The sequence below is a fragment of the Variovorax palleresanus genome (assembly GCF_051144945.1).
In the GTDB taxonomy this organism is placed as follows: Bacteria; Pseudomonadota; Gammaproteobacteria; order Burkholderiales; family Burkholderiaceae_C; genus Variovorax; species Variovorax paradoxus_S.
In genome coordinates, this window is record NZ_JBJNVP010000002.1 from 3,392,339 (window position 1) to 3,417,626 (window position 25,288).

The following is a 25,288-nucleotide window of genomic DNA, read 5'->3' on the forward strand; positions in this document are numbered from 1 at the left end:
GTGTGGCTTCTGAACGGAGGTTCGTATGAGCTATCACCTGGAAGGTCGCCTGCTGGAAGTGTGCAACTGCAACGTCCTGTGTCCCTGCTGGATCGGCGAGGACCCCGACAACGGCACCTGCGACACCATCGTCGCCTGGCGCATCGACAAGGGAACCATCGACGGCGTCGATGTGGGCGGCAACACCATCGCCGCCGTGGCACATGTGCCCGGAAACATCCTCGAAGGCAACTGGACGGCGGCGATCTTCGTCGACGACAAGGCCTCCAAGGAGCAAGAGGAAGCGCTCCTCAAGGTCTACACCGGGAAGGCCGGCGGGCCGATCGCCGACTTGGCCGCGCTCATCGGCCAGGTGGTGTCGGTCGAGCGGGCGCCCATTCGCTTCACCGTGAACGAAGGCAAGGGCGAGCTGGAAATCGGCAAGGACTACTACGCCGAACTCGAACCCTACCGCGGCGCGACCGGCGGACAGACCACGCTTTCGGACACCGTGTTCTCGACGGTTCCGGGCGCGCCGGTGTTCGTCGGCAAGGCCCCGACCTACCGCTCGAAGAACGCCGCCCTCGGCATCGATCTCGACATCAAGAACCACAACGCCCTGCAGAGCACCTTCGTCTTCGACTCATGATCCCGATGGCCGGCTCGCCGCTGCGCCACGCCGTCCGCCACCGCCGCGTGTTCCTGCCGGTTCTTGCCGCGCTCGCCACGCTCGCGTGGCTCGTGCTGTGGGCCTGGGCGCGCAGCCCCTACGGGCGCTATCTCGAACACGGCGACTGGACCGTCTCGGGCCCGGCTGCGTTCCTGTGCCAGGCCATTCCCGCCGGCGGCGTGATCGTGCCCGCGGTGCTCTACGCCGCGGCATGGATCCTCATGACGGCGGCCATGATGCTGCCGACCACGCTGCCGCTGTTCAACGCCTTCGATCGGTTGACCACGGGGCGCCCGGACCATGCGCGCCTGCTCGTGATGCTGGGGCTCGGCTACATGGCGGTGTGGGGTGCCTTCGGGCTGCTGGCGCACGGGCTCCATAGCGCGGTGCTGGCGCTGCTCGCGAGCGCGCCCACGCTGGCCTGGCACGGCTGGGTGATCGGCGCCGCGACCATCGCGCTGGCGGGCGCTTTCCAGTTCAGCCGCCTCAAGCACCAGTGCCTCGAAAAATGCCGCACGCCTTTGAGCTTCGTCATCGAGCATTGGCGCGGACAGGCGCAGACACGCCACGCCTTTGCGCTGGGCATGCACCACGGCCTGTTTTGCGTCGGCTGCTGCTGGGCGCTGATGCTGCTGATGTTCGCGCTCGGAACCGGCAGCCTCGGCTGGATGCTTCTGCTGGCCGTCGTCATGGCATTGGAAAAGAACGTTCCCTGGGGCCATCGCCTGAGCGCGCCGCTCGGGTTCGCGCTGCTGGGCTGGGCCGTCTTCATGGTGGCATCGCATGTCTGAAGCCGTGTCCGAGGCGCGCGGCGCCCCGTCCCTCCTGCAGACCATCGTCCTCACCGCGGCGGCCATGGTCGCGTTCGCGGCCAATTCGCTGTTGTGCAGGCTGGCGCTGCAGCATGAGGGCATCGATCCGGCCAGCTTCGGCAGCATCCGGCTGGTTTCAGGCGCGCTCACGCTGGCCCTCGTCGTGCGGCTCAGGGCGCGGCCGCCTTCGCCCGCCCGTGTCGATTGGCTCGCCGCCGCCATGCTGTTCGCCTACGTCGCGTTTTTTTCGTTCGCCTACCTCAGCCTGCCGGCGGGAACGGGCGCGCTGATCCTGTTCGGTGCGGTGCAGCTCACCATGCTCGGCGCGGGCCTGGGCTCCGGCGAGCGCTTCGGACCGGTTGCATGGCTCGGCTTCGTGCTGGCCGCGGGCGGGCTCGTCTACCTGGTGTTGCCGGGGGTCGCCGCGCCGCCGCTCCTGGGCGCCGTGCTGATGGCCGTCGCCGGCGTGGCGTGGGGCGTGTATTCGCTGCGCGGCCGCGGCGTGGCCGACCCGCTGGCCGCCACGGCGCGCAACTTCTTGCGGGCCGTGCCGCTGGCCCTGGCGCTGAGCCTGGTTTTCATCGCCCGCGCCCATGCCGACGCGACCGGCATCGCGCTGGCCGTGGCGTCCGGCGCCCTGACCTCGGGCCTGGGCTATGTCGTCTGGTATGCGGCGCTGGCCCGGCTTTCGGCCATGCAGGCAGCCACCGTGCAGCTGTCGGTGCCGCTCCTGGCCGCGATCGGCGGCGTGCTGCTGCTGTCGGAGGCGATCACGCCGCGGCTGGCGGCTGCGTCGGTGGCCATCCTGGGCGGCATTGCGATCGTGCTGAGCCAGAAGTCGCGCAGCGCACGCCGTTAGCCGCGCAGGCAGGCTGGTTTCTACGCGACGGCCACGCCCACCTTCGAACCGGCCGCGACGATTTCTCCCCACGTTGCATCGTCGAGCCAGATGCCTTCGCGCTCGCGTGCGACGCGCGCCGCGCGCTCCGGCTCGCCGGCGATCTGCACCTGGTCGAAGCCGGCGCCCGGCGGGCTCTGCCTGAGCCAGTCGACAAAGGCGGTCGCCTCCTGCTCGAAGCTGGCCTGGGTTCCCAGCTTGCCGGGGTCGATCAGGATCGTCAGCATGCCGTTGAGCACCGTGCGGGCGGTGTCGGCCGGGCGGTGCCAGGTTCCGCCACCGCTGAGCGCACCGCCAAGCAGTTCGCACGCCATCGCCATGCCGTAGCCCTTGTGCTCGCCGAAGGTCATCAGCGCGCCGAAGAGGCCGTTGGCCTGCGGCACCACCACCACGCCGGGGTCGTTGGTGGGCGCGCCGCGCTCGTCGATCAGGTAGCCGTCGGGCACCCGTTCGCCCTTGTTGTGGGCGACGCGCATCTTGCCCTGGGCGACCCGGCTGGTCGCAAAGTCGAGCAGGAAGGGCTCGGCCCCCGCCAGCGGAATGCCGATGCAGCAAGGATTGGTGCCGAATCGCCCGTCGCCGCCGCCCCATGGTGCCACCACGGGCCGCGACAGCACGTTGACGAAGTGCATCGAGACCAGGCCCTCGGCCGCCGCCATTTCGGCAAAGTGCCCGATGCGGCCCAGGTGATGCGCATTCGCAAGCGTGAAGATACAGCTGCCGTGCTGCTTGGCGCGTGCGATGCCGAGCTCCGTCGCCTGCACGCCGACGATCTGGCCATAGCCATGCTGGCCGTCGATCGCGAGCATCGTGCCGATGTCGGCATTGACCTTGACCGATGCATTGGGCACGAGCCCGCCCTCGGCCACCGCATCGACATAGCGCGGCAGCATGCCCACGCCGTGCGAATCATGGCCGCTCAGGTTGGCCAGCACCAGGTTGCCGGCCACCTGCGCGGCTTCGGTGGGTGTGCTGCCGGCGGCAGTCAGAATTTGGGCGCATTGCGATCGCAACGCTGCGGCGGGAAGGGTCTTGGGCATCAATTGACTCCATGGGTTTGTTCAAGGGCTGCGCAGCAACGCCCGTTCGTGGAACACCGCGGAACCGGCTTTGCCGGGCCGCTGGTGTTGCCCCCGGAGAGGGGGAGGGCGAAGCGACACGAAGTGCGCGCAGCCTGGGGGTGAGCTACATCACGGCGCCGACTTGCCACGGCACGAATTCGTTCTGGCCGTAGCCATGTTTCTCGCTCTTCGAGGGTTCGCCGGACGCTGTCGCGAGCACCAGTTCGAAGATGCGCTGGCCCATCTCCTGGATCGAGCTGCTGCCATCCACGATCTCGCCGCAGTTGATGTCCATGTCCTCTTCCTGCCGCTGCCACAGCGCCGAGTTGGTCGCGAGCTTGAGCGAAGGCGAGGGCGCGCAGCCGTAGGCCGAGCCGCGCCCGGTCGTGAAGCAGATGACGTTCGCGCCGCCGGCCACCTGTCCGGTGGCGCTCACAGGGTCGTAGCCCGGCGTGTCCATGTAGACGAAGCCGTGCGCCGTGACAGGTTCGGCGTATTCGTACACCGCCTCGAGGTTGCTCGTGCCGCCCTTGGCCACCGCGCCAAGCGACTTTTCGAGGATGGTCGTGAGGCCGCCCGCCTTGTTGCCCGGCGAGGGGTTGTTGTTCATCTCGCCTTCGTTGATCTCGGTGTAGTGCTCCCACCACTTGATGCGGTCCACCAGCTTCTGGCCGACCTCGCGCCTGACGGCCCGGCGCGTCAGCAGATGCTCGGCGCCATAGACCTCGGGCGTCTCGCTGAGGATGGCCGTGCCGCCGTGCGCCACCAGCAGGTCGACTGCCGCCCCCAGCGCCGGATTGGCGCTGATGCCGGAGTAGCCGTCAGAGCCGCCGCATTGCAGCCCGATCGTGATGTGCGCCGCGCTGCAGGGCTCGCGCTTCACCGCATTGGCGCGCGGCAGCATCTCGTTGATCAGCGCGATGCCTTTCTCCACCGTCTTGCGTGTGCCGCCGGTGTCCTGGATGTTGAAGGTGCGAAAGTTCTCGCCCTCGGCCAGGTGGCCGGTCGCGAGCCAGGCGTTGATCTGGTTCGCCTCGCAGCCCAGGCCCACCACCAGCACGCCCGCGAAGTTCGGGTGCGTGGCATAGCCCGTGAGCGTGCGTTCCAGGATCTGCATGCCCATGCCCTGCGTGTCCATGCCGCAGCCCGTGCCATGCGTGAGCGCCACGATGCCGTCGACGTTCGGGTAGTCGGCCAGCGCCGAGGGATTGGTCTTGCGCGAGAAGTGATCGGCAATGGCGCGTGCCGCGGTGGCCGAACAGTTCACGCTCGTGAGCACGCCGATGTAGTTGCGCGTGGCCACGCGTCCGTCGGCGCGCCTGATGCCCATGAAGGTCGCCTCGCGCTTCGGGGGCGCGGGCTTCACGTCGGCGCCAAACGCATAGTCGCGCTCGAAGTCCCCCTTGTCGGGACCCATGTCGAGGTTGTGCGTGTGCACGTGCTCGCCGGCCGCAATCGGCTTGCTCGCAAAGCCGATGATCTGGTTGTAGCGGCGCACCGGTTCGCCGGCGGCAATGGCACGCGTTGCCACCTTGTGCCCGGCGGGAATCAGGCCGCGCACGGCGAAGTCTTCGACCTTGGCGCCGCCGACCAGCTGGCTGCGCGCGATCACGACATCGTCGGCCGGATGCAGGCGAATGAAGGGATTCATCGTGAACTCGTGTTGTGGGGTTGGAAGAACATCTTGATGAAGGAAATGCTGGCGATTCAGGAGGCTTTTGCGCGGCGCCAGCTCGCGCTGAATCGTTGGTGCGAGTTGTCCATGTGGGCGTGCATCGCGGCGCGCGCAGCCTCGGCGTCGCGCGCGGCCACCGCGTCGCGGATGGCCTCGTGCTCGGCAATGGCCGAGCGCCAGGAGGCCACCGTTTCGAAGTAGCCGCCCAGCCGCGTGAAGATCGGTCCGTTGCGCGAATCCCAGAAGCTTTGCACCGTTTCCACCAGCACCGTGTTGCCGCTGGCGTTGACGATGGCCACGTGGAATGCGCGGTCGCCTTCGAGCGGCAGTATTTCGCGGTCGGCGAGCCCGCGCATCGTTTCGATGGCGCGGCTCATGGCGTCGATGTCCTTGCGCTTGCCAACGGTGGCTGCAATGGCGGCGGTCTCGCCCTCGATCACGCGGCGCGCGCGAATCAGCTCCAGCGGGCCCCATTCGGTGGGCGCCACCGGCTTGCTCACGCGATGCGACCGGTCGAGCACGTACACCCCCGAACCCGTGCGAACCTCGACCCAGCCTTCGACCTCGAGCGCAATCAGCGCCTCGCGGACCGAAGGCCGGCTCACGCCGAGCTGCTTGGCCAGGTCGCGTTCGGCCGGCAGCCGCGCGCCGACCGCGAATTCGCCCTTGCCGATCAGCCCTCGGAGCTGGTCGGCAATTTGGCGGTACAGGCGCTGGGGTTCGACGGTCTGGAGCGGCACGGGGTGGGCAGGCGTTAAGGGTTGTCCTGAATTGGACAAGTGGTAAGGCCAATTCAGAATACGGTCCGTACCGCGCCGTCGCCATCGGGCCAAACCCTGAACGGCCGCTTCCACCTTTCAAGGAGACATGCATGAGACTCAAGGGCAAGACCGCGCTCGTCACGGCGGCCGGACAAGGCATCGGCCACGCGAGCGTGCTCGCCATGGCCGCCGAGGGCGCCCAGGTGTGGGCCACCGACGTCAACGAGAAGCTGCTCGAGCGCTACGCCGGCGTGGCCAACGTGCACACCGCCAGGCTCGATGTGCTCGACAAGGATGCGATCGGCGCCTTCTTCAAGAGTCTTCCCGCGCTCGACGTGCTGTTCAACTGCGCCGGCGTGGTGCACAACGGCACTGCGCTCGACGCCACCGACAAAGACCTGGAGTTCGCGTTCAACCTCAACGTGCGCGCGCAGTTCTGGACCATCCAGGCCGCGCTGCCCGGCATGCTGGCGGCCGGGCGCGGCAGCATCATCAACATGGCGAGCGTCTGCTCCAGCATGAAGGGTCTGCCCAACCGCTTCGTGTACGGCACCACCAAGGCGGCGGTGCTCGGCCTCACCAAGAGCGTGGCGGCCGACTTCGTGACGCGTGGCATCCGCTGCAACGCCGTCTGCCCCGGCACAGTCGATACGCCGTCCCTCGGCGAGCGCATCAACGCCAACGACGATCCCGAGGCGGCGCGCAAGGCGTTCATCGCACGCCAACCCATGGGGCGGCTCGCGCAGGCCGAAGAAATCGCGCCCGTGGTGGTGTTCCTCGCGAGCGATGAATCGGTGTTCGCTACCGGCCAGGCCTTCACGGTCGACGGCGGCCTCACCATATGAACCAGCTCGACTTCGCCGGCCGCCATGCGGTGGTGACCGGCGGCGCGGCGGGGCTGGGTTTCGGTATTGCACAGCGGCTGATCGCATCGGGCGGCAGCGTCACCCTCTGGGACCGCGACGAGGCCGCGGCCCGCCAGACTTGCACTGCGCTGGGCAGCAAGGCCTTCGCGGTGAAGGTCGACGTGGCGCAGCAGCCTTCGGTCGCCGCTGCCGTGGCGGCCACGCTGGCGCACGCGCCGCGCATCGATGCGCTGGTCAACAGCGCCGGCATCACCGGCCCCAACGTCAAGCTGTGGGACTACCCGGTCGACGACTGGCGGCAGGTGATGGACGTCAACGTCAACGGCGTCTTTCTCTGTTGCCGCGAAGTGGTGGCGCAGATGCGAAGGCAGGGCTACGGCCGTATCGTCAACATTGCTTCCGTCGCAGGAAAAGAGGGCAACCCGAACGCCAGCGCCTACAGTGCGAGCAAGGCCGCCGTGATTGCGCTCACCAAGTCGCTGGGGAAGGAACTCGCCGACACCGGCATCCGCGTCAACTGCGTGACGCCCGCGGCAGTGAAGACCGCCATCTTCGACCAGATGACACCCGAGCACATCGCGTTCATGCTCTCGAAAATTCCCATGGGCCGCTTCGGCACGGTGGAGGAGGTGGCCGCGATGGTCGGCTGGCTTTGCACCGAAGATTGCTCGTTCTCCACCGGCGCCGTGTTCGACCTCTCCGGCGGCCGCTCCACCTACTAACCAGTTAAATCAGTCTCACAAGAAAGGACAACATGAAACTCGTTCGCTATGGCAACCCCGGCAAGGAAAAGCCCGGCCTCATCGACAGCGAAGGCCGTCTGCGCGACCTGAGCGCGGTGGTCAAGGACATCGGGCCCGAGCAACTCGGCGATGCTGCGCTTGCCAAGCTGCAGAAGCAGAAGGTCGACAAGCTGCCGCTGGTCAGGGGCAAGCCGCGTTTCGGCAGCCCCGTGGCCAATGTCGGCAAGTTCATTGCCATCGGCCTGAACTACGCCGACCACGCGGCCGAATCGGGCCTGCCGATCCCCGCGGAGCCGGTGGTCTTCATGAAGGCGACCAGCTGCATCCAGGGCCCGAACGATCCCGTCATGCTGCCCAAGAACTCGGTCAAGAGCGACTGGGAAGTCGAGCTCGGCGTGGTCATCGGCACGCGCGCGCGCTATGTCTCGCAAAAGGATGCGCTCAACTTCGTGGCCGGCTACTGCACCATCAACGACGTGAGCGAGCGCGAGTTCCAGATCGAGCGCGGCGGCACCTGGGACAAGGGCAAGGGTTGCGACACCTTCGGCCCCCTCGGCCCGTGGCTTGTCACGCGCGACGAAGTGCCCAACCCGCAAAAGCTGTCGATGTGGCTCGACCTCAACGGCAACCGCATGCAGACCGGCAGCACCAAAACCATGATCTTCAGCATTGCCAAGATCGTGAGCTACCTGAGCCAGTTCATGACGCTCCTGCCCGGCGACGTCATCACCACCGGCACGCCACCCGGCGTCGGCCTTGGCATGAAGCCGCCGCTCTATCTGAAGAAGGGCGACGTGATGACGCTGGGCATCGAAGGCCTGGGCGAGCAGCGCCAGGAAGTGGTGCCTTTCAAGCTTTAAATAAATAGGCCCATAAAACGGCGCGGCGGGCGGGAGCTCGTTGCGCTTTTTTGTTTGCGCGCCGTAACGCCCTCAGCGCAGCACCCGGATCAGCTCGTCATACACCAGCCGCACGCGCGCGGGCACCGGCGCACGCTGCGGACGGTAGACGTTGATCGGCCATGGCTCCGGCGCTTCGGCCTCCAGCACGGACACCAGCGCGCCCGATTGCAGCCAGGGTTCGGCCAGCGGCGCAATGAGCTGGCCGAAGCCCACACCGGCCAGCACGGCGGCACATTCGGCATCGATGTCGTCAGTCACGAAAGCCGGTGACGTCACAGTGACGACTCGCCGCTTGCTGAACGCCCACGGCCAGGGACGACCCGAGCTCAGGTCGATCAGTGCGGTGAGCGGCAGCGCCGAAAGCGCATCGAGGCTCTGGGGCGTGCCGACCCTTTCGATGAGCGCCGGTGCCGCCACCACATGCAGCGGCATTTTCCCGACGGTTCGCGCAACAAAGCGCGCGTCGCGCATCGGGCCGACGCGGATGCCGATGTCGATCTGCTCGTCCACCACATCGGCATGCTGCTCGGACAGGCGCAGGTCGAGCACCAGCCCGGGGTGCGTTGCCAGCAGCGGAGCGAGCGCTTGCGGTATGAGCCGCGCATACATGTGCGGGGCCGTGACCCGCACGGTGCCCGCGTGGCGGGACAGCGTGCGCCGGTCGATCTGGTGGAACAGCTCATCGACGCCGCCCACGGCCGCGCGCGCACGCTCCGCCAGCTGCCGCCCGAAGTCGGTGAGCTGCACGCCGCGCGTGCTGCGGTGGAACAAGGGCTCGCCCAGCTCTTCTTCGAGTTCGCGCACCGCGCGCGTCACCACCTGCGGCGAGACGGACAGGCGCGCGGCGGCTTCGCGGAAGTTGGCGGCAGCGGCGGCGGTGCAGAACACGCGCAGGGCTTCGAGACGGTTGGCCACGGGGGTACTTTCAAGAGGAGGTGTATTCCGAAATGGGGAATTCTGAAGTCGCCAGAGTTTCATTTACGGGAACGTGTGGATTTTCCACACTGCATGCACTTCTTGTTCTTCTTCAACACACCCGAAAGGAATTCCCATGACATCCGTTCAAGACAACATCCGCGGCAAGGTCGCCATCGTCACCGGCGCGAGCAGCGGGCTTGGCGAATCGACCGCGCGCCACCTGGCCGCGCGCGGCGCAAAGGTGGTGCTCGCGGCACGCCGCACCGACCGGCTCGACAAGGTGGTCGCCGAAATCCGCGAAGCCGGCGGCGAAGCCATCGCCGTCGCCACCGACGTGGCGAAGCGCGCCGACCTGGAAAAGCTCGCGGCCGCCACCGTCGAAGCCTTCGGCCGCATCGACGTGCTGGTCAACAACGCGGGCGTGATGCCGCTGTCGCCGCTCGAGAAGCTCAAGGTCGACGAGTGGGACCGCACCATCGACGTCAACATCAAGGGCGTGCTCTACGGCATTGCCGCGGTGCTGCCGCACATGCAGGCGCAGGGCAGCGGCCACATCGTCAACGTGGCGTCCATCGCGGGGCTGAAGGTGTTCACGCCGATCGGCACCGTCTACAGCGCAACCAAGCACGCGGTGCGCGCCATCTCCGAAGGGCTGCGCGTTGAAATGGGCAACAGCGGCGTGCGCGTGACCATCGTGTCGCCCGGCGCGGTGGATTCGGAGCTGAAGTTCGGCAGCAGCGACGCCGAGAGCGCGGCCGGCGTGAAGGCGTTCTACGAGGCGAACCAGATTCCGGCCGACTCCGTGGCACGCGCCGTGGTCTACGCCGTGGAGCAGCCTGCGAACGTGGACATCAACGAGGTGGTGCTGCGGCCCGTGTCGCAGGAATTCTGATCCGGGCGATCGGGGCAGTGGCGGCCCCGCCCCGCATCGATTAACCTTCAACCGCGGAAGGACATTGACAGCAAAAAGTGCAAAGCCCCTGCAAAATAGAACGACCGTTCGTTTTATTCGGAGCTTCCACGATGTCCGTCAATGCCGTTTCCGCCAAGCCGGTCCGCGCCGCCCAGAAGGGCCAGCAGACCAAGGCCGTCATCGTCGACGCGGCGCTGGCGCTGGCAGCGCAGATCGGACTGGAGGGCCTGTCGATCGGTGCCGTGGCCGAGATCACCAAAATGAGCAAGTCGGGCGTGTTCGCCCACTTCGGCTCGCGCGAGGAACTGCAGATCTCCGTGGTGCGCGAGTATCACGCGCGCTTCGAGCAAGAGGTGTTCTTTCCGGCCCTTGAGGCGCCGCGCGGCCTGCCGCGGCTGCGCGCCATGTTCGCCAATTGGATGAAGCGCACCTCAGCCGAAATCGACTCGGGATGCATCTACATCAGCGGCGCTTCCGAATTCGACGACCGTCCCGGCCCGGTGCGCGATGCGCTCGTGGAGTCGGTCAGCATCTGGCAGGCGGCCGTTCTGCGCGCCATCGTGCAGTCCAAGAGCGAAGGCCATCTGCGCGCCGACGCCGACGAGCGCCAGCTCGCTTTCGAGATCCACGGGCTGATCCTCGCGCTGCACTACGAAGCGCGTTTTCTCCAAGTGCCCGGCTCCATCGGCCGCGCCAACGTTGGCTTCGACAACATCCTGGCGCGCAGCGCCACGCCCGAAGCACCGCCGGCCGAAACGGCCTCCGCCAAGGCCAAGCCTTCCGCTTCCCGCCGGCTCAAGCCGGTGCGCTGAGCGCCCGTTTTTTTCGTTCTTCCCTTTTCTTTTTTTCCAGTTTTCGACCAGGAGAGTTCCGGATGCCTACCTACAACCCACCCGTACGCGACATGCAGTTCGTGCTGCACGAAGTGCTCAACGTCGCTGATGAACTCAAGGCGCTTCCGGCCCATGCCGAGACCGATGCCGACACCATCAACGCGGTGATCGAAGAAGCCGGCAAATTCGCCGCCGAAGTCACGTTCCCGCTCAACATCAGCGGCGACGAAGAGGGCTGCAAGCTCGACAAGACCACGCATGAAGTGAAGACCCCCAAGGGCTTCAAGGACGCCTACGCCAAGTACGTTGAAGGCGGCTGGCCCGCGCTGTCGTGCGACCCGGCCTTCGGCGGCCAGGGCCTGCCCTTCGTGGTGAACCAGTGCCTGTTCGAAATGCTCAACAGCGCGAACCAGGCCTGGACCATGTACCCCGGCCTCTCGCACGGCGCGTATGAGGCGCTGGCAGCCCACGGCACCGACGAGCAGAAGAAGACCTACCTGCCCAAGCTCACGAGCGGCGAATGGACCGGCACCATGTGCCTGACCGAACCCCATTGCGGCACCGACCTGGGCCTCTTGCGCACCAAGGCCGAGCCGCAGCCCGACGGCAGCTACCGCATCACCGGCAGCAAGATATTCATCTCGGCCGGCGAGCACGACATGACGGACAACATCATTCACCTGGTGCTGGCCCGACTGCCCGATGCGCCCAAGGGCAGCAAAGGCATCAGCCTGTTCGTGGTGCCGAAGTTCAAGGTCAAGGCCGACGGTTCGCTCGGCGAGCGCAACCCGATCTTCTGCGCCGGCCTGGAGCACAAGATGGGCATCCACGGCAACGCCACCGCGCAGATCGTGATCGAAGGTGCCACCGGCACGCTGGTGGGCGAGCCCAACAAGGGCCTGGCCGCGATGTTCGTGATGATGAACGCTGCACGCCTGGGCGTGGGCAACCAGTCGCTCGGCCTGACCGAAGTGGCTTATCAGAATGCACTGGCCTACGCCAAGGACCGCACGCAGATGCGTTCGCTCTCGGGCACGAAAGCCAAGGACAAGGAAGCCGACCCGATCATCGTGCACCCCGACGTGCGCAAGATGCTGCTCACGGCCAAGGCGTATGCCGAAGGCGGCCGCGCGCTGCAGATCTTCTGCACGTTGCTGCTCGACAAGGAACACAACCACCCCGACGAGAAGGTGCGCAAGGACTCCGGCGAACTGGTCGCGCTGCTCACGCCCATCGTCAAGGCCTTCATCACCGACAACGGCCACATCGCGACCAATTCGTGCATGCAGGTGTTCGGCGGCCACGGCTTCATCAAGGAATGGGGCATGGAGCAGTTCGTGCGGGACAACCGCATCAACATGATCTATGAAGGCACCAACACCATCCAGTCTCTGGACCTGCTGGGCCGCAAGGTGCTGGGCAACAACGGCGCGTCGCTCAAGAAGTTCGGCAAGCTGGTTGCCAAGCTGGTGGAAGAAGAAGGCGTGAACGAGAAGATGGCCGAGTTCATCAACCCGATCGCGGGCCTGGGCGACCAGCTCACCAAGTTCACGACCGAAATCGGCTTCAAGGGCTTCCAGAACCCCGACGAAGTGGGCGCCGCCGCGGTGGACTACCTGCGCGTGGCCGGCCACTTCGTGTTCGGCTACCTGTTCGCCCGCATGGCCCAGGTGGCGCTGCGCGAAATTGCCGCCGGCAACACCGACCCGTTCTACGTTGCCAAGCTGCAGACCGCGCGCTTCTACTTCGCCAAGCTGTTCCCCGAGACCGCGACGCTGATGCGCACCGCGCGCGCCGGCAGCAAAGTGTTGATGGACACCGAAGCGGCACTGGCTTGAGGCCCACGGGTCTTTCCTCGACATTCAACCGAAAGCCGCTCATGAAAGCAACGCTTGCAGCCGTCTTGTTCACCGTCGCCGCTGCCTCGGCCATGGCGCAGAGCACGCCGGTGGGCCTGTGGCGCAACGTCGACGACAAGACCGGCGAGGCCAAGGCCGAGATCCGCATCGGCGAATCCAACGGCGCGCTCATCGGCCGCATCGAGAAGTCGCTCCGGAGGGACGCCAAGCCCGACGCGATCTGCGACGAATGCAGTGACGACCGCAAGGGCAAGCCCATCACCGGGCTCGACATCATCCGCGGCGGCAAAAAGGCCGAGGGCAAGGACGTCTGGGAAGGCGGAAAGATCCTCGACCCCGAGAACGGCAAGGAATACCGCGCGAGCTTCACGCCCATCGACGGCGGCAAGAAGCTCGAAGTGCGCGGCTACCTCGGCCCCTTTTGGCGCACCCAGACCTGGCTCCGCGTCCAGTAGACCGCCGCGTTTTCAATCCAAGAAATACCAATCAACATGTCCCGATTTCAAGTGAAGAAGGTCGCCGTGCTCGGCGCCGGCGTGATGGGCGCGCAGATTGCCGCCCACCTCGTCAACGTGCGCGTGCCTGTGGTGCTGTTCGACCTGGCGGCCAAGGACGCGACCGGTGCGGTCGCTCAAGGTGCCGCGAAGAACGGCATCGTCACGCGCGCCATCGACAACCTCAAGAAGCTCAAGCCCGCGCCGCTCGGCGACGTGGCCGATGCGGTGTTGATCGAGCAAGCCAACTACGAGGACGACCTCGCCAAGCTCGGCGAGTGCGACCTCATCATCGAAGCCATTGCCGAGCGCATGGACTGGAAGCTCGATCTCTACAAGAAGATCGCGCCGCACGTTTCGAAGCACTCGATCCTGGCATCCAACACCTCGGGCCTTTCGATCACCAAGCTCAGCGAGGCTCTGCCCGAAGCGCTGAAGCCGCGCTTCTGCGGCATTCACTTCTTCAACCCGCCGCGCTACATGTTCCTGGTGGAACTGATCAACACGCCCACCACCGAGCCGCAGGTGCTCGACGACCTCGAGGCCTTCGTCACCAGCACGCTCGGCAAGGGCGTGGTGCGCGCGCACGACACGCCCAACTTCATCGCCAACCGCGTCGGCATCGCCGGCATGCTGGCCACGCTGAAGGAAGTCGAGAAGTTCGGTTTGACGCCCGACGTGGTGGACGACCTCACCGGCAAGAAGCTCGGCCGCGCCAGCTCGGGCACCTTCCGCACCGCCGACGTGGTGGGCCTCGACACCATGGCGCACGTCGTGAAGACGCTGCAGGACAACCTCGACGCAGAGGCCGATCCCTTCTACGCCAACTTCTCGACGCCGCCGGTGCTCGCGAAGCTGCTCGAACTGGGCAACCTCGGCCAGAAGACCAAGGCGGGCTTCTTCAAGAAGGCCGGCCGCGACATCCTGCGCTTCGACCTCCAGAGCGGCGAGTACGTGCCCGCCGGCGCCAAGGCTGACGAGGTGTACGGCCGCATGCTCAAGAAGCCAGCGGGCGAGCGCCTGAAGCTGCTGCGCGAGAGCGAAGGACCGCAGGGCCAGTTTCTCTGGGCCATTCTGCGCGACAGCTTCCACTACTCGGCTGTGCATCTGGAGACCATTGCTGAGAGCGCGCGCGACATCGACTATGCGATGCGCTGGGGCTTCGGCATGAAGCAGGGTCCGTTCGAGCTCTGGCAGGAGGCCGGCTGGGCGCAGGTCGCCAGGTGGGTGCAGGAAGACATCGACGCCGGCAAGGCGCTGAGCAGCGCGCCGCTGCCGAAGTGGGTGTTCGAAGGCCCTGTGGCCGAAGCGGGTGGTGTACACACGCCCGAAGGCTCGTGGAGCGCATCGCAGAACAAGTTCGTACCGCAGCGCAAGCTGCCGGTGCATGACCGCCAGCTGTTCCCCGAAAGCGTGCTGGGCGCGAACGCGGCCGATGCCAACATGGCGGGCATCACGATCAGCGATGAAGGCGATGTGCGCGTGTGGACGCTCGACGGTGAAGTGCTCATCGCGAGCATCCATTCGAAGATGCACGCCATCAGCCCCGACGTGGCCGAAGCGCTGGGCGCCGCGGTGGACCTGGCCGAAGCCGAATACAAGGGACTGGTGATCTGGTCGCCCGACGAGATGTTCTCGGTCGGCGCCGACCTGCAGGCGATGCTGCCGGCCTTCGTGGTCGCCGGCATCGGCGCGGTCGAAGGCGCGGAAGAAGAGCTGCAGAACGTGATGCTCAAGATTCGCTATGCCAGCGTGCCGGTGATCTCGGCCGTGCGCGGCATGGCGCTGGGCGGCGGCTGCGAGCTGGCCGTTCATTCGGCCCGGCGCGTGGCGGCGATGGAAAGCTATATCGGCCTGGTCGAAGTGGGCGTGGGCCTGATCCCCGGCGCGGGCGGCCTGACCTACATCGCACGCCGTGCGGCCGAGAACGCCGCGGCTTCCACCGGCACCGACCTGCTGCCGTTCCTCACCGAAGGTTTCACCGCCGCGGCCATGGCCAAGGTCGGCACCGGTGCGCTCGATTCGAAGAAGCTGGGCTACCTGCTCGATAGCGACGTGATCGTGCCGAACAAGGACGAGCTGCTCTATGTGGCGCTGCAACAGGCCAAGGCCATGGCCGACGCCGGCTACCGCGCACCGCTGCGCCGCAGCTTCCGCGTGGCGGGCCGCAGCGGCGCCGCGACCATCAAGGGGCAACTCGTCAACATGCGCGACGGCGGCTTCATCAGCGCGCACGACTTCCACATCGCGAGTCTGATCGCCAATGTGGTGACGGGCGGCGACGTGGACGCGGGCTCGCTCGTGACCGAGGAATACCTGATGACGCTGGAACGCAAGGCGTTCTGCTCGCTGATCGTGCATCCGAAGACACAGGAGCGGATCATGGGGATGCTGAGTACGGGGAAGCCGGTGCGGAACTGACGCAGCAAAGACCATGAGCGAAGACCTCGGCGCCTCTGGTCCCCTCTCCCGCGAGCGGGAGAGGGCTAGGGTGAGGGCAAGAGCCTTGCGCGAAGCCCCCACCGACGCCGAGTCCCTTCTCTGGTACCACCTGCGCGACCGCCGCCTGGCCAATCACAAGTTCCGCCGTCAGCGCCCGATCGGCCCGTACTTCGCAGACTTCGCGTGCCTCGAAGCGAAGCTGATCGTTGAACTGGACGGCGGGCAACATGTGGAAGCTGCCGAGTACGACGAGAGCCGGACTCGTTTCATGGAAGCGCAGGGTTTTCGCGTGCTCCGGTTCTGGAACAACGAAGTGCTGGCGCAGACGGATGCAGTTCGAGAACGGATTCTGCAAGCGCTGCAGGCAGACAACCCTCACCCCAGCCCTCTCCCGCAAGCGGGAGAGGGAGCAAGACAGCCAACCATCGTCGCATCGGACGAATGAGCAAGACAAGATACAAGGACTGAAGGTCATGAAACAAATCCAAGACGCCTACATCGTCTCCGCCACCCGCACGCCCATCGGCAAGTCGCACCGCGGCTACTTCCGCAACTACCGCCCCGACGACCTGCTCGCGACCACGCTCAAGGCTGCGCTTGCCGCGGTGCCGGGCCTCGACCCCAAGGCTATCGAAGACATCATCTGCGGCTGCGCGATTCCCGAATCCCAGCAGGGCCTGAACGTTGCGCGCATCGGCGCGGTGCTGGCGGGCTTGCCCACGAGCATCGGCGGCATCACCGTGAACCGATTCTGCGCATCGGGCCTGTCGGCCGTGCAGATGGCGGCGGACCGCATCCGCGTCGGTGAGGCCGACGTGATGATCGCGGCCGGTGTCGAAAGCATGAGCATGGTGCCGATGATGGGCAACGCGCCCTCGCTGTCGCCCTCGATCTTCGAGCGCGAAGGCGACGTGGGCATTGCCTACGGCATGGGCCTCACGGCCGAGAAGGTCGCGCAGCAGTGGAAGGTGAGCCGCGAGGCGCAGGACGAGTTCGCGCTCGCCTCGCACCAGAAGGCACTGGCCGCGCAGAAGGCCGGCAAGTTCACGGACGAGATCACGCCCATCGAAGTGACCGACCGCACGCCGAACCTGGAGACCGGCGAGTCGATCGCGAAGACGCGCACGGTGAGTCTCGACGAAGGCGCACGCCCCGACACCAGCCTCGAAGGCCTGGCCAAGCTGCGCACCGTGTTTGCCGCGCGCGGCACCGTCACGGCGGGCAACAGCTCGCAGACCTCCGACGGCGCGGGCGCACTCATCCTCGCGAGCGAGAAGGCGGTCAAGCAGTACGGCCTCACGCCGCTCGCACGCTTCGTGAGCTTTGCGAGCAAGGGCGTGCCGCCGCACATCATGGGCATCGGCCCGATCGAGGCGATTCCGGCTGCGCTGCGCTATGCGGGGCTCAAGCACGAGGACATCGACTGGTTCGAGCTCAACGAAGCCTTTGCTGCGCAATCGCTCGCAGTCATCAACACGCTGGGGCTCGATCCAAGCAAGGTCAATCCCATGGGCGGGGCGATCGCGCTGGGCCATCCGCTCGGTGCGACCGGCGCCATTCGCGCGGCGACCGTGGTGCATGCGCTGCGGCGCGAAAACCTGAAGTACGGCATGGTCACGATGTGCGTGGGCATGGGGCAGGGCGCAGCAGGCATTTTCGAACGCGTCTAGCGGCTACTGCGCGGGCGATCTGCGGCGTTGCGGGGCCCGTCGGAAAATCCTCACGACCCTGAAGGTCGCTCCGGTTTTCCGCCACCCGCGCCTTGCATCTCATCCCGCTCGCTACGCCGCGGGGCGGTGATCGATCACGAAGAAAGAGGCAAACCCATGCAAGCGCAAAAACTTTCGGGCGACGGCGGCGTGCAACTGGCGGTGCGCCGCTACGAGCCGGCTGGCGAACCCCGTGCCAGCATCGTCATCGGCGGTGCCATGGGTGTGCGGCAGTCCTTTTACGAGCCCTTTGCGCAGTGGCTCGCGCAGCAGGGGCTGCAGGTGTGGACCTTCGACTACCGCGGCAGCGGCGATTCGCGCAGCGGCGCCTCGCTGCGCGGCTTCGAGGCCGACCTGTTCGACTGGGCGCGCGACTACGAGGCGGTCATCGACACCGCCAAGGCCGCGCTGCCCGGGCAGCCGCTCTATCTTCTCGGCCACAGCCTCGGCGCGCAGCTGCCGGGCTTCCTGCAGCGGCCGGAGCAGGTCGACGGCCTCGTCAGCATCGCCGCGGGCAGCGGCTATTGGCGCGAGAACGCGCCGAAGCTCAAGCGCAGCATCCTCTACTTCTGGTTCGTGCTGGTGCCGCTCGTCACGCGGCTGTGCGGCTACTTCCCGGGCCGCAAGCTCAAGAAGGTCGGCGACCTGCCGCGCGGCGTGATCCTGCAGTGGCGGCGCTGGTGCCTCCATCCGCGCTACAGCGTCGGCGCCGAAGGCGAGCGCGCGTTGCAGAGCTATGGGCGCGTGCGCTTTCCGGTGCTCGCGCTGTCGATCACCGATGACGAGCTCATGACGCTCGCGGGCACCGAGAGCCTCGTGAGCTTCTACGCGGGCGCGCCGAGCGTGATCGAGCGCATCGCGCCGGCCGACGTGCAGGCGCGGCGCATCGGCCACTTCGGTTTCTTTCGCGAGCAGTTCAGCCAGAGCCTCTGGCCGAGCATGCTCGACAAGCTGCACCGGCTGGCTGCGCTTACCGCGGTGCAGCAAGCCAGCGTCCCGCACACGACTGCGTGACGCCATTCACCGGAGGCACACTGCAGCCATGAGCACGCACCCCTTCGACAAAGCCATCGCGCTGCAGCACAGCGACATCCGCGTCGGCCATTTCACCGGCGCCACCAGTCCGGACTACTGGAACATGGTCGGGCCCTTCGGCGGCGCCACTGCGGCCATTGCGCTGCAGTCGGTGCTGCGGCATCCGGACCTGCTGGGTACGCCCATTGCGCTGACCGTCAACTTCGCGGCCGCGCTCGAAGCCGGCGCGTTCGACGTGCAGGCCACGGCCGTGCGCACCAACCGTTCGACCCAGCACTGGACCGTGCAGATCACGCAGGCTGGCGCCGGCGGCGTGCCGAACATGACGACCACCGCCACGGTGGTCACCGCCGCGCGGCGCGACACCTGGGGCGCAAGCGACATGCCGATGCCCGAGGCGCCCAGCCCTGAGTCAGTCGAACGCCTCAGCATCGGACCTTCGGGCGTGGCCTGGCTCGACCGGTACGAGATGCGTCCGTTCAGCGGCGGCATTCCTGCCAAATGGGACGAGAGCCTGCATCACAGCGAAACCCGGATGTGGCTGCGCGAAGCGCAAGAGCGGCCGCTCGACTTCTGCTCGCTGGCGGCGATGAGCGACGTGTTCTATCCGCGCGTCTGGCTGCGCCGCGCAACGCGCGTACCGGCGGGCACGGTCTCGATCACCACCTACTTCCATGCCGGACCGGCGCAATTGGCCGAGGCCGGCACGGGCTACCTGCTGGGCCGGGCGGCGGGGCAGCAGTTCTTCAACGGCTTCTTCGACCAGGCGGCGCATCTGTGGAGCGAGAAGGGCACGTTGCTCGCGACTTCCAATCAGATCGTCTACTACAAGGAATAGCGAGAACGACCATGCAAAAGACCGCACTCATCGTCGGCGCCGGCGACGCCACCGGCGGCGCAATCGCACGCCGCTTCGCGCGCGAAGGGTTCGCCGCGTGCGTCACGCGCCGCAGCCTGGACAAGCTGCAGCCGCTGGTCGCGCAGATCGAGGCCGACGGCGGCCGCGCCCATGCCTTTGCCTGCGACGCGCGCAAGGAAGAAGAAGTGGTCGCGCTGGTCGAGCAGATCGAATCGACCATCGGGCCGATCGAGGTGATGGTGTTCAACATTGGCGCAAACGTGCCCGAGAGCATCCTCACCGAGTCCGCGCGCAAGTACTTCAAGGTGTGGGAGATGGCCTGCTTCTCGGGCTTTCTCAATGGGCGCGAAGTGGCCAAGCGCATGGTGGCGCGCGAACTCCCGAAGGGCGGGCATCGCGGCACGATCATCTTCACCGGCGCCACGGCATCGCTGCGCGGCGCGGCCAATTTCGGCGCCTTCTCCGGCGCGAAAATGGCACTTCGCGCATTGGCGCAGTCGATGGCGCGCGAGCTGGGGCCGCAGGGCATCCACGTCGCGCACGTGGTGGTCGACGGCGCCATCGACACCGAGTTCATCCGCAGCAATTTTCCCGAGCGCTATGCACTGAAGGAGAGCGACGGCATCCTGAACCCCGAGCACATTGCCGACAGCTACTGGATGCTGCATTCGCAGCCGCGCGATGCCTGGACGCACGAGCTTGACCTGCGTCCCTGGTCCGAGAAGTTCTGAGATGCCGCTCGTTGCCTTGTGCGCAATAAGGAGACACCCATGACCCAATCCGTCGACTTCTATTTCGACTTCGGCAGCCCCGCCGCCTACCTGGCCGCCACGCAGCTGCCGCACGTGTGCGCCGACACCGGCGCCCGACTGGTCTGGAAGCCCATGCTGCTCGGCGGCGTGTTTCAGGCCACGGGAAACCGTTCGCCGGCGGAGATCGTGCCCAAGGCGCCGTACATGACCATCGACCTGCAGCGCTTTGCCAAACGCTACGGCGTGCCCTTCGTGCACAACCCGCATTTCCCCATCAACACGCTGCTGCTGATGCGCGGCGCCACCGGCATCCAGATGAAGGAGCCGGCGCGCTTCGGCGCTTACGTCGACGCCATCTTCGATGCGATGTGGGTCGAGCCGAAGAACATGAACGACCCCGCCACCGTCGGCGCCGTGCTCCAGAATGCGGGCTTCGACGCCACTGCCCTGCTGGCGTTGGCCGCCTCGCAGGAAGTGAAAGACCGCCTGAAAGCCGTCACGCAGGAGGCCGTGGAGCGCGGCGTGTTCGGCGCGCCCACCATGTTCGTCGGCGACCAGATGTTCTGGGGCCAGGACCGCCTGGATTTCGTGCGCGAAGCCCTCGACGCCTGATTGCATCGCCATCACCCGTTTTACCCAAGGACCATTCCCATGACCGACATCCTCGTCCACACCGAAGCCGGTGTGATGACCCTGACCTTCAACCGCCTCGACAAGAAGAACTCGATCACCGGCAACATGTACGCCGAGCTGGCCGACGCGCTGGCTGCGGCCGAGAGCGATGCGGCCGTGCGCTGCGTGCTGATCCAGGGCGATCCGACGATCTTCAGCGCGGGCAACGACATCGGCGACTTCCTCAATGCACCGCCCGCCGGCCAGGATTCGCCGGTGTTCCGCTTCCTGCGCGGCATCGCGACCTTCCCCAAACCCATCGTCGCGGCCGTCTGCGGCCCGGCCGTGGGCATCGGCACCACGATGCTGTTCCATTGCGACCTGGTCTACGCGGGCGACAACGCGGCCTTCTCGATGCCTTTCGTGAACCTGGGCCTGTGCCCCGAAGCGGCGTCGAGCCTGCTGGTGCCGCAGATGCTGGGCTACCACCGCGCGGCCGAGGCACTGCTGCTGGGCGAGCCCTTCATGGCCGAGGCCGCGCTCGAAGTGGGCCTGGTCAACCGCATCGTGCCGCCGACCGAAGCCAATGCCATCGCGCAGGTGCAGGCCCGCAAGCTCGCGGCCAAGCCGCTGAGCGCGCTGGTCGAAACCAAGCGCCTGCTGAAGAAGGCCCAGATGCCCGCCGTGCTCGAGCGCATGGGCGAAGAGGGCGCGAGCTTCGGCCGCATGCTGCGCGAACCCGCCGCGCGCGAGGCTTTCGGCGCCTTCATGGAGAAACGCAAGCCGGATTTCTCCAAGGTCTGATGGAGTGAGGGTCACTCCGCGTTGGCCCGAAGACAGTGGCCGCGTACACTGTCCGGCGTGCAAGTCTTCGAGACAAGATCGCTTGAAACGCCCGTCCAATCGGCGAGTGATGCTACTGAAAAAGTAGCAATCGACCTTGCGCGCCGGCGTACTTTGGGTGTGCTTGCGGGCACCTTGGCGGCGCCTTCGCTGGCCTTGGCGCGCGTGCGTCCCCTGCGCATCGGGCTCATCGGCTCCTGGTCCGGTCCTTATTCGGGCGGTGGGCGCCAGTTCGATGCCGGCATGTCGGTCTGGCTCGCGGCCCACAACCAGACCATCGCCGGGAGGCCGGTCGAATTGCTGCGCCGCGACGTGCCGGGCAGCGCGCCCGAGCAGGCGCGCCGCCATGCGCAAGACCTGGTCGAGAGCGAACGGGTCGACCTGCTGGCGGGCCTGGACTTCAGTTCCAACGCCTATGCCGTCGGCGCCGTGGCCACGCAGGCCAAGGTGCCCCTGCTGGTGATGAATGCGGCCTCTTCGGGCCTCACGGCGCGCTGCCCGTTTGCGGTGCGGGTGTCGTTCACCATCGCCCAGGTTACGCTGCCGCTGGCGAGCTGGGCGCTCCAGCAGGGCCTGCGCAACGTCTGCACCGTGGTGGCCGACTACGCCTCGGGCTTCGATGCCGAAAGCACCTTTGTCGCGGGCATCACCGCCGGCGGCGGCCAGGTCGGCGCGATGCTCCGCGTGCCGCTCAATACGCTCGACTATTCGGCCTACATGCTGCGCCTGCGCGAACTCAAGCCGCAGGCGGTGTTCTTCTTCCTGCCTTCGGGGCAGATGCCCACCACCTTTCTCAAGTTCTGGCGCGACCGCGGCATGGCCGACACCGGCATCCGCCTGCTCGCGACCGGGGACGCCACCGACGACCACTACCTCGAAGGCATCGGCGAGCTGGCCGACGGGCTGGTCACCAGCCATCACTATTCGTCAGCCCACGAATCCGCGGCCAACCGCCGCTTCACCGGCACCTTCGAGGCCGAGTACGGCAGCCACCTGCGGCCCGGCTATTTCGCCGTGGCGGCCCACGATGCGCTCGCCGCCGCCGACGCCGCGATGAGTTCGCCGGCCGCGCGCGGCGGCATCGGCGGCGAACGGCTGGTGGATGCTTTCCGGGGGCTGCGGCTCGAGAGCCCGCGCGGCCCGATCGAAATCGACGCCCACACCCGGGACATCGTGCAGGCCGTCTACATCCGCCGCACCGAACGGCGCGACGGGCGCTGGATCAACCGCGAGTTCGAGCGCTTCGAGCGCGTGCACGACCCGGGCCTCTGAGCGAGCGCGCTCAGGGCTGCTGTTCGATGGGCCTGGGGCGGCCGTTGTCGTCGATGGCCACGTAGGTGAAGGTGGCCTGCGTCACCTTGATGTACTCACCCTGGGCCAGGAAACGCTCGGCAAAAACCTCGACCGTGACCGTGACCGAGGTGCGCCCGACACGCACCAGCTTCGAATAGAACGAAAGAATGTCGCCGAGGCGCACTGGCTGCTTGAAGATGAATTCGTTCACCGCCACCGTGGCCTGGCGCCCCTTGGCATAGCGGGCGGGAATGACCGAGCCGGCCAGGTCGCACTGAGCCATGACCCAGCCGCCGAAGATGTCGCCATTGGCGTTGCAGTCGGCCGGCATCGGAATGACCTTGAGCACCAGCTCCATGTCGGTGGGCAGGCTCTTGAGGGCGGCGGCGGCGCTGGAAATATCGGACATGGGCACAATCTGGAACAAACAAAGCAACCACGATTGTCCCCCATGCGCCGCAGCGGCGAAGCCCTACCTCCTCCTTCCCATCCCGTCGCCGGCCACGCGCCGGCGCGCAGCGACCGCTCCGACTGGGCGACGCTGCGCCGCCTCTTTCCCTATCTGTGGCAATACAAGTGGCGGGTGATCGCCGCGCTCGGCTTCATGGTGGGCGCCAAGGTGGCCAACGTGGGCGTGCCGGTGCTGCTCAAGAACCTCATCGACACGATGACGCCCAAGCCGGACATGGCCCAGGCGCTCTTGATCGTACCCATCGGGCTCTTGCTGGCCTACGGCCTGCTGCGGTTTTCGACTGCGCTCTTCGGCGAATTGCGCGAGCTGATCTTCGCCAAGGCCACCGAGGGCACGGCACGGCAGATTGCGCTGGAGGTGTTCGGCCATCTGCACTCGCTGAGCCTGCGCTTCCACCTGGAGCGCCAGACCGGCGGCATGACGCGCGACATCGAGCGCGGCACGCGCGGCGTGCACTCGCTCATTTCGATGTCGCTCTACAGCATCGTGCCGACCATCATCGAGCTGGCGCTGGTGCTCACCATCCTGGGCGTGAAGTTCGACTCGCTGTTCGTCTGGATCACGGGTGCGGCGCTGGTGCTGTACATCACCTTCACGGTGACGGTGACCGAGTGGCGCACCCAGTTCCGCAAGACCATGAACGAGCTCGACTCGATGGCCCAGAGCCGCGCGGTCGATTCGCTCTTGAACTACGAAACCGTCAAGTACTTCAACAACGAGGAGTTCGAGGCGAAGCGCTACGACGCCAGCCTGGACCGCTACCGCAAGGCGGCCATCAAGAGCCAGCGTACGCTGAGCATGCTCAACGCCGGGCAGCAGCTGATCATCGCGGTCAGCCTGGTGCTGATGCTGTGGCGCGCCACCTCGGGCGTGGTCGAAGGGCGCATGACGCTCGGCGACCTGGTGATGGTCAACGCCTTCATGATCCAGCTCTACATTCCGCTCAATTTTCTGGGCGTGATCTACCGCGAGATCAAGCAGAGCCTGACCGACCTGGATAAGATGTTCGTGCTGATGGAGAAGGAGCGCGAGGTGCGCGATGCGCCGGGCGCGCAGCCCTTGTCCTTGCACCCTCTCCCTCCGGGAGAGCGCAACGGCGTCGACTCCACCGTGCGCTTCGAAGACGTCAGCTTTGCCTACGAGCCCGCGCGCCCCATCCTCAAGCACGTGAGTTTCGAAATTCCCGCGGGCAAGACGGTGGCCGTGGTCGGCCCTTCGGGCTCGGGCAAGTCCACGCTGGCGCGGCTGCTGTATCGCTTCTACGACGTGCAGCAGGGCCGCATCACCATCGGCGGCGAAGACATCCGCGAAGTGCAGCAATCGAGCGTGCGGCGCGCCATCGGCATCGTGCCGCAGGACACGGTGCTGTTCAACGACACGGTCGAATACAACATTGCCTACGGCCGCCCCGGGTCCACCCGCGAAGAGGTGGAAAACGCCGCGCGTGCGGCGCGCATCCACGACTTCATCTCGGCCACGCCCAAGGGCTATGAAACCACCGTGGGCGAGCGCGGCCTCAAGCTGTCGGGCGGAGAGAAGCAGCGCGTGGCCATTGCGCGCACGCTGCTCAAGAACCCGCCGATCGTGATCTTCGACGAGGCCACCTCGGCGCTCGATTCGGCCAACGAGCGCGCCATTCAATCGGAGCTCAGGAGCGCGGCGCAGGACAAGACCACGCTGGTGATCGCGCACCGCCTGTCGACGGTGGTCGATGCGCACGAGATCCTGGTGCTCGAGGCGGGCGTGATCGTCGAGCGCGGCACGCATGCCGAGCTGCTCGCCAGGCAGGGCCGGTATGCGCAGATGTGGGCTTTGCAGAAGAGCGAAGCGGTACCGATGCTGTAGCCCGATCATTCGTTCCTTTGTTTTTTACCGATCCAGGAGTTC

At 66.6% G+C, this 25,288-nt stretch carries 25 protein-coding genes; 20 read left to right on the top strand and 5 right to left on the bottom strand.

The window, feature by feature from the left end:
* Positions 1–25: 25 nt before the first annotated feature.
* The 3 genes from ACJ7Z0_RS19725 to ACJ7Z0_RS19735 are packed head-to-tail and all read left to right on the top strand — an operon-like array spanning position 26 to position 2,320.
* Entirely contained in the window at positions 26–628 is a 603-nt protein-coding gene (locus ACJ7Z0_RS19725) for a DUF1326 domain-containing protein (RefSeq protein WP_055801402.1), read from the top strand.
* Positions 625–1,440, top strand: a complete 816-nt coding sequence (locus ACJ7Z0_RS19730) for a DUF2182 domain-containing protein (RefSeq protein ID WP_434791186.1) — start codon at positions 625–627, stop codon at positions 1,438–1,440. The genes ACJ7Z0_RS19725 and ACJ7Z0_RS19730 overlap by 4 nt, the downstream gene beginning before the upstream one ends.
* Positions 1,433–2,320, top strand: coding sequence for a DMT family transporter (locus tag ACJ7Z0_RS19735; RefSeq protein ID WP_434791187.1), 888 nt, complete (start codon positions 1,433–1,435; stop codon positions 2,318–2,320). The genes ACJ7Z0_RS19730 and ACJ7Z0_RS19735 overlap by 8 nt, the downstream gene beginning before the upstream one ends.
* Before the next feature lie 20 nt (positions 2,321–2,340).
* Here ACJ7Z0_RS19735 and ACJ7Z0_RS19740 read toward each other — a convergent pair whose 3' ends face one another.
* The 3 genes from ACJ7Z0_RS19740 to ACJ7Z0_RS19750 form a co-directional block, all read right to left on the bottom strand.
* Positions 2,341–3,399, bottom strand: a complete 1,059-nt coding sequence (locus tag ACJ7Z0_RS19740; protein WP_434791188.1) for a malate/lactate/ureidoglycolate dehydrogenase — start codon at positions 3,397–3,399, stop codon at positions 2,341–2,343.
* Between the two features lie 145 nt (positions 3,400–3,544).
* A complete protein-coding gene (locus ACJ7Z0_RS19745) occupies positions 3,545–5,071 on the bottom strand; it encodes a UxaA family hydrolase (protein ID WP_434791189.1) in 1,527 nt (508 codons plus the stop codon).
* A 56-nt stretch (positions 5,072–5,127) separates the two neighbouring features.
* The gene (locus tag ACJ7Z0_RS19750) at positions 5,128–5,835 is read right to left on the bottom strand and encodes a FadR/GntR family transcriptional regulator (RefSeq protein WP_434791190.1); all 708 of its coding nucleotides are present in this window, start codon (positions 5,833–5,835) and stop codon (positions 5,128–5,130) included.
* 131 nt (positions 5,836–5,966) lie between these two features.
* Between ACJ7Z0_RS19750 and ACJ7Z0_RS19755 the strand changes: the two genes are divergently transcribed.
* Genes ACJ7Z0_RS19755 through ACJ7Z0_RS19765 form a run of 3 tightly spaced genes read left to right on the top strand, consistent with a single transcriptional unit; the run spans position 5,967 to position 8,325 of the window.
* Complete coding sequence (locus ACJ7Z0_RS19755) at positions 5,967–6,701, top strand: SDR family oxidoreductase (RefSeq protein ID WP_434791191.1); 735 nt, start codon at positions 5,967–5,969, stop codon at positions 6,699–6,701.
* A complete protein-coding gene (locus tag ACJ7Z0_RS19760; RefSeq protein ID WP_434791192.1) occupies positions 6,698–7,444 on the top strand; it encodes an SDR family NAD(P)-dependent oxidoreductase in 747 nt (248 codons plus the stop codon). Before ACJ7Z0_RS19755 ends, ACJ7Z0_RS19760 begins: the two co-directional genes overlap by 4 nt.
* 32 nt (positions 7,445–7,476) lie before the next feature.
* The gene (locus ACJ7Z0_RS19765) at positions 7,477–8,325 is read left to right on the top strand and encodes a fumarylacetoacetate hydrolase family protein (RefSeq protein ID WP_434791193.1); all 849 of its coding nucleotides are present in this window, start codon (positions 7,477–7,479) and stop codon (positions 8,323–8,325) included.
* A 72-nt stretch (positions 8,326–8,397) separates the two neighbouring features.
* Here ACJ7Z0_RS19765 and ACJ7Z0_RS19770 read toward each other — a convergent pair whose 3' ends face one another.
* Positions 8,398–9,282, bottom strand: a complete 885-nt coding sequence (locus ACJ7Z0_RS19770) for a LysR family transcriptional regulator (RefSeq protein WP_434791194.1) — start codon at positions 9,280–9,282, stop codon at positions 8,398–8,400.
* A 136-nt stretch (positions 9,283–9,418) separates the two neighbouring features.
* Here ACJ7Z0_RS19770 and ACJ7Z0_RS19775 point away from each other — a divergent pair, with 136 nt between their 5' ends.
* The 13 genes from ACJ7Z0_RS19775 to ACJ7Z0_RS19835 all read left to right on the top strand — a co-directional run bounded on the left by ACJ7Z0_RS19775 (position 9,419) and on the right by ACJ7Z0_RS19835 (position 22,908).
* Positions 9,419–10,177 carry an SDR family oxidoreductase gene (locus ACJ7Z0_RS19775; protein WP_434791195.1) on the top strand — a complete coding sequence of 253 codons (759 nt, stop codon included), beginning with the start codon at positions 9,419–9,421 and terminating at the stop codon, positions 10,175–10,177.
* A gap of 131 nt (positions 10,178–10,308) precedes the next feature.
* Positions 10,309–11,010, top strand: a complete 702-nt coding sequence (locus ACJ7Z0_RS19780) for a TetR/AcrR family transcriptional regulator (protein WP_434791196.1) — start codon at positions 10,309–10,311, stop codon at positions 11,008–11,010.
* 62 nt (positions 11,011–11,072) lie between these two features.
* Positions 11,073–12,869, top strand: coding sequence for an acyl-CoA dehydrogenase C-terminal domain-containing protein (locus ACJ7Z0_RS19785; RefSeq protein WP_434791197.1), 1,797 nt, complete (start codon positions 11,073–11,075; stop codon positions 12,867–12,869).
* A gap of 41 nt (positions 12,870–12,910) precedes the next feature.
* Positions 12,911–13,345 (top strand): DUF2147 domain-containing protein, encoded by a 435-nt coding sequence (locus tag ACJ7Z0_RS19790; protein WP_434791198.1) that lies wholly within the window; start codon positions 12,911–12,913, stop codon positions 13,343–13,345.
* Positions 13,346–13,381: 36 nt separating this feature from the next.
* Positions 13,382–15,805 (top strand): 3-hydroxyacyl-CoA dehydrogenase/enoyl-CoA hydratase family protein, encoded by a 2,424-nt coding sequence (locus tag ACJ7Z0_RS19795; RefSeq protein ID WP_434791199.1) that lies wholly within the window; start codon positions 13,382–13,384, stop codon positions 15,803–15,805.
* A gap of 13 nt (positions 15,806–15,818) precedes the next feature.
* A complete protein-coding gene (locus ACJ7Z0_RS19800) occupies positions 15,819–16,271 on the top strand; it encodes an endonuclease domain-containing protein (RefSeq protein WP_434791200.1) in 453 nt (150 codons plus the stop codon).
* A gap of 28 nt (positions 16,272–16,299) precedes the next feature.
* On the top strand, positions 16,300–17,496 hold the full coding sequence (locus tag ACJ7Z0_RS19805) for an acetyl-CoA C-acyltransferase (protein WP_434791201.1): 1,197 nt from the start codon (positions 16,300–16,302) through the stop codon (positions 17,494–17,496).
* Between the two features lie 156 nt (positions 17,497–17,652).
* Positions 17,653–18,549, top strand: a complete 897-nt coding sequence (locus ACJ7Z0_RS19810; RefSeq protein WP_434791202.1) for an alpha/beta hydrolase family protein — start codon at positions 17,653–17,655, stop codon at positions 18,547–18,549.
* A gap of 28 nt (positions 18,550–18,577) precedes the next feature.
* Positions 18,578–19,408 carry an acyl-CoA thioesterase gene (locus tag ACJ7Z0_RS19815; protein WP_434791203.1) on the top strand — a complete coding sequence of 277 codons (831 nt, stop codon included), beginning with the start codon at positions 18,578–18,580 and terminating at the stop codon, positions 19,406–19,408.
* An 11-nt stretch (positions 19,409–19,419) separates the two neighbouring features.
* Positions 19,420–20,160, top strand: coding sequence for an SDR family oxidoreductase (locus ACJ7Z0_RS19820; protein WP_434791204.1), 741 nt, complete (start codon positions 19,420–19,422; stop codon positions 20,158–20,160).
* Positions 20,161–20,199: 39 nt separating this feature from the next.
* Positions 20,200–20,793 carry a 2-hydroxychromene-2-carboxylate isomerase gene (locus ACJ7Z0_RS19825; protein WP_434791205.1) on the top strand — a complete coding sequence of 198 codons (594 nt, stop codon included), beginning with the start codon at positions 20,200–20,202 and terminating at the stop codon, positions 20,791–20,793.
* Between the two features lie 39 nt (positions 20,794–20,832).
* A complete protein-coding gene (locus ACJ7Z0_RS19830) occupies positions 20,833–21,597 on the top strand; it encodes an enoyl-CoA hydratase (RefSeq protein WP_431124969.1) in 765 nt (254 codons plus the stop codon).
* A gap of 153 nt (positions 21,598–21,750) precedes the next feature.
* Positions 21,751–22,908 (top strand): ABC transporter substrate-binding protein, encoded by a 1,158-nt coding sequence (locus ACJ7Z0_RS19835; RefSeq protein ID WP_434791206.1) that lies wholly within the window; start codon positions 21,751–21,753, stop codon positions 22,906–22,908.
* Between the two features lie 10 nt (positions 22,909–22,918).
* Here the strand turns inward: ACJ7Z0_RS19835 and ACJ7Z0_RS19840 are convergent, their stop codons facing one another.
* Complete coding sequence (locus tag ACJ7Z0_RS19840) at positions 22,919–23,338, bottom strand: acyl-CoA thioesterase (protein WP_434791207.1); 420 nt, start codon at positions 23,336–23,338, stop codon at positions 22,919–22,921.
* A 42-nt stretch (positions 23,339–23,380) separates the two neighbouring features.
* Here ACJ7Z0_RS19840 and ACJ7Z0_RS19845 point away from each other — a divergent pair, with 42 nt between their 5' ends.
* Entirely contained in the window at positions 23,381–25,246 is a 1,866-nt protein-coding gene (locus ACJ7Z0_RS19845; RefSeq protein WP_434791208.1) for an ABCB family ABC transporter ATP-binding protein/permease, read from the top strand.
* The last annotated feature ends 42 nt before the right edge of the window (positions 25,247–25,288 follow it).

Excerpts from the sequence above, each read along its gene's own strand:
- ACJ7Z0_RS19725 (WP_055801402.1), top strand. The coding sequence starts at position 26 with ATGAGCTATCACCTGGAAGGTCGCCTGCTGGAAGTGTGCAACTGCAAC.
- ACJ7Z0_RS19730 (WP_434791186.1), top strand. The coding sequence starts at position 625 with ATGATCCCGATGGCCGGCTCGCCGCTGCGCCACGCCGTCCGCCACCGC.
- ACJ7Z0_RS19735 (WP_434791187.1), top strand. The coding sequence starts at position 1,433 with ATGTCTGAAGCCGTGTCCGAGGCGCGCGGCGCCCCGTCCCTCCTGCAG.
- ACJ7Z0_RS19740 (WP_434791188.1), bottom strand. The coding sequence starts at position 3,399 with ATGCCCAAGACCCTTCCCGCCGCAGCGTTGCGATCGCAATGCGCCCAA.
- ACJ7Z0_RS19745 (WP_434791189.1), bottom strand. The coding sequence starts at position 5,071 with ATGAATCCCTTCATTCGCCTGCATCCGGCCGACGATGTCGTGATCGCG.
- ACJ7Z0_RS19755 (WP_434791191.1), top strand. The coding sequence starts at position 5,967 with ATGAGACTCAAGGGCAAGACCGCGCTCGTCACGGCGGCCGGACAAGGC.
- ACJ7Z0_RS19760 (WP_434791192.1), top strand. The coding sequence starts at position 6,698 with ATGAACCAGCTCGACTTCGCCGGCCGCCATGCGGTGGTGACCGGCGGC.
- ACJ7Z0_RS19765 (WP_434791193.1), top strand. The coding sequence starts at position 7,477 with ATGAAACTCGTTCGCTATGGCAACCCCGGCAAGGAAAAGCCCGGCCTC.
- ACJ7Z0_RS19775 (WP_434791195.1), top strand. The coding sequence starts at position 9,419 with ATGACATCCGTTCAAGACAACATCCGCGGCAAGGTCGCCATCGTCACC.
- ACJ7Z0_RS19780 (WP_434791196.1), top strand. The coding sequence starts at position 10,309 with ATGTCCGTCAATGCCGTTTCCGCCAAGCCGGTCCGCGCCGCCCAGAAG.
- ACJ7Z0_RS19785 (WP_434791197.1), top strand. The coding sequence starts at position 11,073 with ATGCCTACCTACAACCCACCCGTACGCGACATGCAGTTCGTGCTGCAC.
- ACJ7Z0_RS19790 (WP_434791198.1), top strand. The coding sequence starts at position 12,911 with ATGAAAGCAACGCTTGCAGCCGTCTTGTTCACCGTCGCCGCTGCCTCG.
- ACJ7Z0_RS19795 (WP_434791199.1), top strand. The coding sequence starts at position 13,382 with ATGTCCCGATTTCAAGTGAAGAAGGTCGCCGTGCTCGGCGCCGGCGTG.
- ACJ7Z0_RS19800 (WP_434791200.1), top strand. The coding sequence starts at position 15,819 with ATGAGCGAAGACCTCGGCGCCTCTGGTCCCCTCTCCCGCGAGCGGGAG.
- ACJ7Z0_RS19805 (WP_434791201.1), top strand. The coding sequence starts at position 16,300 with ATGAAACAAATCCAAGACGCCTACATCGTCTCCGCCACCCGCACGCCC.
- ACJ7Z0_RS19810 (WP_434791202.1), top strand. The coding sequence starts at position 17,653 with ATGCAAGCGCAAAAACTTTCGGGCGACGGCGGCGTGCAACTGGCGGTG.
- ACJ7Z0_RS19815 (WP_434791203.1), top strand. The coding sequence starts at position 18,578 with ATGAGCACGCACCCCTTCGACAAAGCCATCGCGCTGCAGCACAGCGAC.
- ACJ7Z0_RS19820 (WP_434791204.1), top strand. The coding sequence starts at position 19,420 with ATGCAAAAGACCGCACTCATCGTCGGCGCCGGCGACGCCACCGGCGGC.
- ACJ7Z0_RS19825 (WP_434791205.1), top strand. The coding sequence starts at position 20,200 with ATGACCCAATCCGTCGACTTCTATTTCGACTTCGGCAGCCCCGCCGCC.
- ACJ7Z0_RS19830 (WP_431124969.1), top strand. The coding sequence starts at position 20,833 with ATGACCGACATCCTCGTCCACACCGAAGCCGGTGTGATGACCCTGACC.
- ACJ7Z0_RS19840 (WP_434791207.1), bottom strand. The coding sequence starts at position 23,338 with ATGTCCGATATTTCCAGCGCCGCCGCCGCCCTCAAGAGCCTGCCCACC.
- ACJ7Z0_RS19845 (WP_434791208.1), top strand. The coding sequence starts at position 23,381 with ATGCGCCGCAGCGGCGAAGCCCTACCTCCTCCTTCCCATCCCGTCGCC.